Raw genomic sequence first — 6,857 nt, 5'->3', positions numbered from 1 at the left:
CTCCAGCGGGTACTTCCTCGGGGCAGACATCGTCTGGGTTCCTCTCATACGACCCATCTGACAGCCTGTCACCACTTCCCGCATCTCGGGGGAACCTCAACCGTCGCCGATGCTAAAACGAAGGCGACTGACGGCACGCCAGTGACCCTCACAGGCTACGTCATCCAGGAAGTCGGCCCCGGCCAATACAAATTCCAGGACGTAACGGGCACCATCACCGTTGAAATCTCAAGAGAAGACCTTCCGCCCACCGAGTTCAACGAGAAGACCAAGCTGAAGATCAGGGGAGACGTCGATAAGAGCGACACCCACATCCGGGTGAGCGTAGACATCGTGGAGATCACGGCCTGATCGGACGTATACGGGCCGAAAGGAAGACTGCGGCCCGTAGCCGCCAGCAGGTGCCGCGGCCGCCTCACCTTCGCGCAGCTCGCCGCACTCGCCCAGCTGGGGGTGGAGTGGGCGAGCAGCCCTTGGTTGGGGTGTTCAGCGTTATGCGATTTGGACCTCCTGGGCCTGCATGCCCTTCTGTCCCCGGGTGACGACGAAACTGACGGCCTGCCCTTCCTTGAGGGTCTTGAGGCCGTCGGCCTGAATGGCCTTGAAGTCTACGAAGAGGTCATCACCCGCCTGAGGCGTGATGAACCCGTACCCCTTCTCGTCGTCGAACCACTTCACCGTGCCGCTCTGCCGACTACTCACGCTTCCACCCGATCTCTCCGAGGATGATCAACGCCGCCATCCCTGCCCCACCCCGGCCCCAGGAAACCCAAGGCCGTGAGCAGCGCGGGGCCTCGGCCTGGCTTCACGGGCGCGGGTACTCCCGGCCGGGGAGTTCGGCGACCCTGTAGAGGACGATCCGATCGAACCCCGAGGGCGCCACCAGCGGCCCGGCCGGAAGCGGGGCTGGCTGAGGCCGGTACACGGCGCCCCGGTACAAGGTGGCCACGCCCGCCGTGCCGGCCAGGACCGACAGGACGAAGTCCGCCTGCACCAGACCGACGTGGCCCGCCCGCAACGCAGCCGCGAACAGCTGGCCGGTCAGCAGCAGGCCCTCGACGGCGATCCGGTCCCGGCCCGACAGCGCCCACCAGGCCGCCCGTCCACGCCCGGACCCGCCGTCCGGGCGTGGGTGCCTTCGCCGTCACCGCGTACGCCCCGCGCCCCTGGCCGGTGCGGTCTGCTTCCGGTGGGCGGGGACTGCGGCGTCCGTCGGGGCCGGCTGTCCGGGGGCCGCGGCGGCGAGCGTGGTGGTCGAGCGGGAGCGGGCAGCCGTCGGGGAGACGCGGAACCGGGACACGGGCGTGGCCGGGGCGGAGGGCGGTGACGTCAGGGAGTGCAGGGCCGCGTCCACGAGACGCCCGACCGTGGTGGAGGAGGGGCCGTCCTTGGAAGGAGGTGTCCACCCCCACGCGGGCCAGGTGCGCGCCGAGAAGTGCGGTGCCACCCGCGCCGCGGTTCCGGTCCATGCGGGCCGCGAGCAGGGGCCACTGGCGGGTCCAACCAGGCGACCCCCCTCCGACTCGGGCAGGACGTCCTGGACGCCGCCGACGATCGCGGCGTGCGCGAGCCGGTTCGCACTGAGCTACTCGAGCGCCTTGGCGCGGTCGCCGAGGCCCAGGTCCTGCGGCACGGTTCAACCACGCGACAGCCAACCTTCAGCGGGAAACGACACCGGCTTTCAGCAGAAGAACGACACGCCTTGGCGAAAGATCCCAGCCCTCAACGCGCCGCGACCTGGTGTACACCCCTGTCGCAAAGCGACGAAGAATCCATGTTGACGGCGGCCGTGGCAAAGTCCAGGTGTACGGCCAGCCGAGTCCCGGCTGATGGCCACCGGAATTCCAGGTGGATGGCCGTCTGACCTGTGGTGTTCCTGATCGCTTCCTTGCCTGGAGGAGACCCCTCCGCCCGTTTGCTGGTGTTTGCACGCATCAGCTACCGGCCGGAGAGGTCCTGTGACGAAGTCTGACACGGAGATTATGGAAATCCTTGAGGCGTACGACCTGACCGGGACGGTCTGGTCCGCGGCGACCTTGACGGGGCACGACCCGAAGACGGTCAAGAGGTATGTCGAGGCCCGCAACGGCGGGCGCAATCCCTATGAGCGAGAGCCGCGGCCGAAGATGATCGACGCGTTCCTGGAGAAGGTCGAGGAGTGGGTCGAGCAGTCGAAGGCGACGATCCGTGCCGATGTGGTCCACGAGAAGCTCGTGAAGATGGGCTACCGGGGCAGCGAACGCTCGACGAGACGGGCGGTGAACACGGCAAAGGCCGCGTGGAAGGCGGGCAAGCGACGAACGTACCGGCCGTGGATTCCCGAGCCGGGCCGCTGGCTCCAGTTCGACTGGGGCGAGGGCCCGCGCATCGCGGGGCGTCGGACCTGGCTGTTCTGCGCGTGGCTGTCCTGGTCGCGGTTCCGGGTGGTGATCCCGGTCTGGGACTGCACGTTGGGCACGCTGGTGGCCTGCCTGGACACCACGCTCAGGCGGATCGGCGGGGCACCGACGTATGTACTGACCGACAACGCGAAGACGGTCACTGTCGAGCACATCGCCGGGATCCCGGTACGTCATCCGCAGATGGTCGCCGCAGGCCGGCACTACGGCTGCCAAGTAGTCAGCTGCGTCCCCTACGACCCCGAGTCCAAAGGCGGCGCGGAGGCCACGGTCCGGATCGCGAAGGCCGACCTGGTGCCCACAGATGCGAACCTGCTTGCCGCCTACGATACCTTCGCCGAGCTCGCCGATGCCTGCCTGACCTGGTGCGATGCGGTGAACTCGCGCCGTCACCGGGCGACCGGGCAGATACCCGCGAGCCGTCTGGACGTGGAGCGCACCACGCTGCATGTCCTGCCCATCGAGCCGCTCGCGCTCGCGCTGGGCGAGGAGAGGCTGGTCGGCTCGGACCGCACCATCAGCTTCAACTCAGTGCGCTACTCGACCCCGCCGGGCTATACGGGTGCCAAGGTGTGGTGCCGGGTCGTCGGTGGGGAACTGTCCATTACTGCCCGCACCCACTCCGGTGATCTCTCGGAGATCTGGCGCCACCAGCTCTCCACCCCGGGCCTTCCGCAGATCATCGACGCGCACTATCCTGACCATCCCGACGGCCGCAGTATCCACCAGCCCAGGCTGCAGCCCCGCTCGGAAGCCGAGATCGCGTTCGTGGGCATCGGCTCTGGAGCCGGGCGCTGGCTCAAGGAAGCCGGACCCGCCGGCGCCACCCGCATCCGCGCCAAGATGGCCCGCGCGGTCGAGCTGGCCACCGTCCTGGGCAACGACAAAGTCGACCAGGCCCTCGGGCTTGCGGCCACCGCCGGGCGCTTCGCCGACGAGGACCTGCTCTCGATCCTGGGACACATCGCGGACAGCAAGCCCGTCGGCGAGGTCGTCCGCGCGGACGAGGCCCACTCCGTCCAGAACGGAACCATCGGCTGGCAGGCCCTGGGCCAGTAGGCCACGGCCCAGGACAGTTGAAGCCCAGCCGATCGGGGTCAGTCGCCGATGAACCACAGATACAGGTGCAGCCCGCGCTCGACGACCTGGCACAACTCGCGGGCCTGAGCGACCCATTCACCATCACAGGCGGCGGGAAGCCGGTCGAGTTCCGCCAGCAGCAGCGGCATCTGCCGCTGGTTGAACACCGCGTCCCCATACGGCGTCAGAGCGAAAAGCATCGGGAATTCCGAGGGAGCCAGGCCCGCAAAGGCGTTTGTCCACTCCACCCCGGCCTCGGCGCGAGCCACGACGTCCCCGAGATCACCACGCACCGCCAGATTAATCACCCACCGAGCCTATCGACGTCCACCCCGACCAGCGAAGGAATATACGACCGTGACGTTTCCCCAGGCCCCGGCCCTGCCCGAGGAGTTGGACAGGCTGATGCGCCGGATGCGCTTGCCTTATATGCGCAAAGCCGCCCCTGACGTGCTGGCCACCGCCCGCGCAACGCTGGGATCCCGCCGAGGTCCTGCGGCTGCTGATCGCCGAGGAAGTCACCGGCCGCGACGCCGCCACCCGGCGTCTTCGCCGCCACTCGGCGAACTTCCCCACCGGCAAGACCCTGGGCTCCTGGCGGGCCGAGGACTCCACCATCCCCGAACCCACCCAAAACTCCCTGATCACCCTTGAGTGGATCGGCCGCGCCGAGAATCTGGTGATCGCCCGTCGGGGACGGGCAAGAGCCACTTCACCGAGGGCCTGGCCCAGGCCGCGATCGAGAAGGACCTGCGGGTTTCCTGGTTCACCCTGGAGACGCTGAGCGCCGCGATCGGCAAGTCGAAGGTCGACGGGTCCACCGCACGGACCGTCGCCCGGATCTGCCGCGCGGACCTCATCGTCATCGACGACATCGGCCTGCTGCCCGTCGGAGAGGACGCCGCCGAGGCGTTCTACCGGATCATCGATGCTGCCTACGAACGCCGGTCCATCGCTGTGACCAGCAACATTCACCCCTCGGGTTTCGACACGATCATGCCTAAGACTCTCGCGGGCGCGAGCACCGATCGCCTCATGCACCACGCTCACCTCGTGACCACCACCGGTGACTCGCATCGCCTCGCCGAGGCCCTCGCCGGGAAGGGAGTGGTCCCCTTGAACTGACCCACTCCGGGAACACCGCTGGCCACACGTCTGGGTTTCTGATGGCCACCAGACTGGACACCCAACGGCCACCCACCTGGGCATCTCAATGGCCGTTGACACATGTCGCCCATCAGCCGGGGGGGGCGGAGTCCCCTATAGCTCTGACCTGCCGGTATTCGGCCCGAACGGGCCCCGGGGGAAGTCATAATGGGGGCATGGGACAGACCATGGTCGTCGCAGTGTGACCCGAGGGCCTCGACCGGCTCGATGCCCTCGTGGACACACACCAGAGCGCCGAGACCCGGTGGCAGGCCGCCGCCGAGCAGGACACCGGGCTGCTCAACCTCCGGGGCGTGGCCTGGCGCCAGGCACACGCGGAGCTCCGGTACGGGCGGGATCGGCTTCGCGAGGACGGCCGCCACCGGGTGAACCGGTGGCGGGCCCTGGCCCCCACCCTCCGCGCTGAGTTGGAACGGCTCAGCCTTCTGCGGGAGTGGGAGCCGATCCCCGAAGGCGCCGCGCAGGCCAGGCAGACGGTGAGGTCGACTCGGGGCGCCCTGCTGATGTTTCCACCAGTGGGTTTCCCCGAGCCGCCTCCCGAACCCGGCGTGCCCGTCTCCGGGCACCGGGCTCTCCACAAATCTCGTTCCGGGGTGTTCAGTTCCTCATGCCGTAGTGGGCCACGGAGACGGAAGGAGTTTTCCCCGGTATCGGTATCTGGTCGTGCTTACCTTTGCCGGGTTGAGCAGTTCCGCTTCCTCTGTGACAGGCCACCAGCCGCCGCCGTAATAACGTCGGCGGAGCTGCTTCCAAGTGATTCCGGGATGTTTGCGCCGGATCCATCTAGTCACCCTCATCCACGTGTAGTGGCTGAGGTAACAGAAAGCGACGTTCGACACTCCGGGACGGAAATAAGCGCACCATCCTCGCAACACCGAGTTCAGTCGGTGGAGCAAGGACTCCAGCGACAGGCCGACGTTCTGTCGTCCGGTCAGTTCCTTCACCTTGCCCGTTACGGAACGTACTGACTTCCGTGCGGGATAGGTGTAGATGTACTGCCGGTCAGTGCCCCGTTTCCAGTGGCGCTGGATGCGCCATCCGAGAAAATCAAGGCCCTCGTCAATGTGCGTGATCTTTGTCTTCTCCACCGACAGGCGAAGGCCCATCGACTTCAATGCCTCTGCGACCTCGTCGCGTAGTTCCTCGGCATGTTCGCGGCGCCCGAAGACGAGTACGAGGAAGTCGTCCGCGTACCGGACCAGCCGGTAGTTGGGCAATCCTCGGCGCCGTCTCCTGCGCCGGTCCTCGGAGGTGCCATCTGGCCCTCCGGGGGCCTGGGCGATGTGCTCGTCCAGGACCGAGAGTGCGATGTTGGCCAGCAGCGGCGACAGGATCCCGCCCTGCGGGGTCCCGGTGCGTGTGTCCGTGAAAGCTCCGTCACGGGACAAGATCCCGGACTTCAAGAACGCCTTCACCAAGGACAGCACCCGCTTGTCCCCGATTCGATTCCGCACCCGTTCCATGAGGGCCGGGTGCGCGATCTCGTCGAAGCACGCCGTGATGTCGCCCTCCACCACCCACTCGTATCCGTGGCTGGCGAGGTAGCGACTCTCGGCGATCGCATCGTGGGCTCGGCGGTTCGGGCGGAACCCATAAGAACACGGGAGGAAATCCGCTTCGAATACCGGCTCCAGCACCAGCTTCAAGGACGCCTGGACCACTCGGTCCGCCACGGTCGGAATCCCGAGACGACGAAGCTTGCCATTCGCCTTGGGAATCATCCGCTCGCGGACAGGGACCGGATAGAAGCTGCGGTCTCTGATCTGGGTCCGCAGCTTGTCGAGAAACGTCTCGACCCCTTGCCCGACCTCGATGGAGCGGGCGGTCTTCCCATCCACTCCGGCCGTGCGGGCACCCTTGTTTCCCCGGACACGGTCCCACGCCACCAACAGGAAGGCGGGATCGGCCACGAGGTTGAACAGGTCGTCGAACCTGCGATGAGAATCATCGACAGCCCAACGGTGCAGCTTGGTCTGGATCTCCAGTACCCGGCGTTCGGCCTTCATCAAGGCCCATTCCAGCTCGTCGGTATTCACCGGCGACAGCCTCCTGGCATTCCAGTCTCCTTACTGCCGACTTGCTGGCCCCCTTCCCCATGTGACCGGCTTTCCCGGCCTCGGAGTACTACGGAGCCTTCGTCCTGCCCGACGGCCATCAGCCGGCGATGGACCTGTCCCCGACCGGACTGGATGTCCGATACAGGGACGACCG

General features: G+C 67.0%; 7 protein-coding genes and 1 pseudogene. 3 read left to right on the top strand and 5 right to left on the bottom strand.

Annotated elements, in window-relative coordinates; all coding sequences use genetic code 11:
- On the top strand, nt 1-351 hold a 351-nt coding region (locus ADK55_RS31335), incomplete at its 5' end, for a YgiW/YdeI family stress tolerance OB fold protein (protein WP_159041618.1).
- A gap of 141 nt (nt 352-492) precedes the next feature.
- Here ADK55_RS31335 and ADK55_RS31330 read toward each other — a convergent pair.
- The 3 genes from ADK55_RS31330 to ADK55_RS38920 form a co-directional block, all read right to left on the bottom strand.
- Nucleotides 493-702, bottom strand: coding sequence for a cold-shock protein (locus ADK55_RS31330; RefSeq protein ID WP_053683621.1), 210 nt, complete (start codon nt 700-702; stop codon nt 493-495).
- Between the two features lie 103 nt (nt 703-805).
- Complete coding sequence (locus tag ADK55_RS31325; RefSeq protein WP_159041617.1) at nt 806-994, bottom strand: hypothetical protein; 189 nt, start codon at nt 992-994, stop codon at nt 806-808.
- Between the two features lie 150 nt (nt 995-1,144).
- Complete coding sequence (locus ADK55_RS38920; RefSeq protein ID WP_159041616.1) at nt 1,145-1,447, bottom strand: hypothetical protein; 303 nt, start codon at nt 1,445-1,447, stop codon at nt 1,145-1,147.
- 535 nt (nt 1,448-1,982) lie between these two features.
- Here ADK55_RS38920 and istA point away from each other — a divergent pair.
- The gene (gene istA, locus ADK55_RS31320; protein ID WP_053683617.1) at nt 1,983-3,458 is read left to right on the top strand and encodes an IS21 family transposase; all 1,476 of its coding nucleotides are present in this window, start codon (nt 1,983-1,985) and stop codon (nt 3,456-3,458) included.
- Between the two features lie 38 nt (nt 3,459-3,496).
- Here the strand turns inward: istA and ADK55_RS31315 are convergent, their stop codons facing one another.
- Nucleotides 3,497-3,787 carry a hypothetical protein gene (locus ADK55_RS31315; RefSeq protein ID WP_199826674.1) on the bottom strand — a complete coding sequence of 97 codons (291 nt, stop codon included), beginning with the start codon at nt 3,785-3,787 and terminating at the stop codon, nt 3,497-3,499.
- Between the two features lie 97 nt (nt 3,788-3,884).
- On the opposite strand from ADK55_RS31315, the pseudogene ADK55_RS31310 reads away from it, so the two are divergent.
- Nucleotides 3,885-4,604 (top strand): annotated as a pseudogene (locus ADK55_RS31310) (ATP-binding protein).
- Between the two features lie 647 nt (nt 4,605-5,251).
- Here the strand turns inward: ADK55_RS31310 and ltrA are convergent.
- Complete coding sequence (gene ltrA / locus ADK55_RS31305) at nt 5,252-6,682, bottom strand: group II intron reverse transcriptase/maturase (protein WP_078999626.1); 1,431 nt, start codon at nt 6,680-6,682, stop codon at nt 5,252-5,254.
- Nucleotides 6,683-6,857 lie beyond the last annotated feature (175 nt).

The sequence above is a fragment of the Streptomyces sp. WM4235 genome (genome assembly GCF_001279725.1).
Lineage (GTDB): Bacteria > Actinomycetota > Actinomycetes > Streptomycetales > Streptomycetaceae > Streptomyces.
The sequence above is the reverse complement of the archived record's forward strand: the minus strand, read 5'-3'. Positions and strand labels throughout refer to the sequence as shown.

Excerpts from the sequence above, each read along its gene's own strand:
- istA (WP_053683617.1), top strand. The coding sequence starts at position 1,983 with ATGGAAATCCTTGAGGCGTACGACCTGACCGGGACGGTCTGGTCCGCG.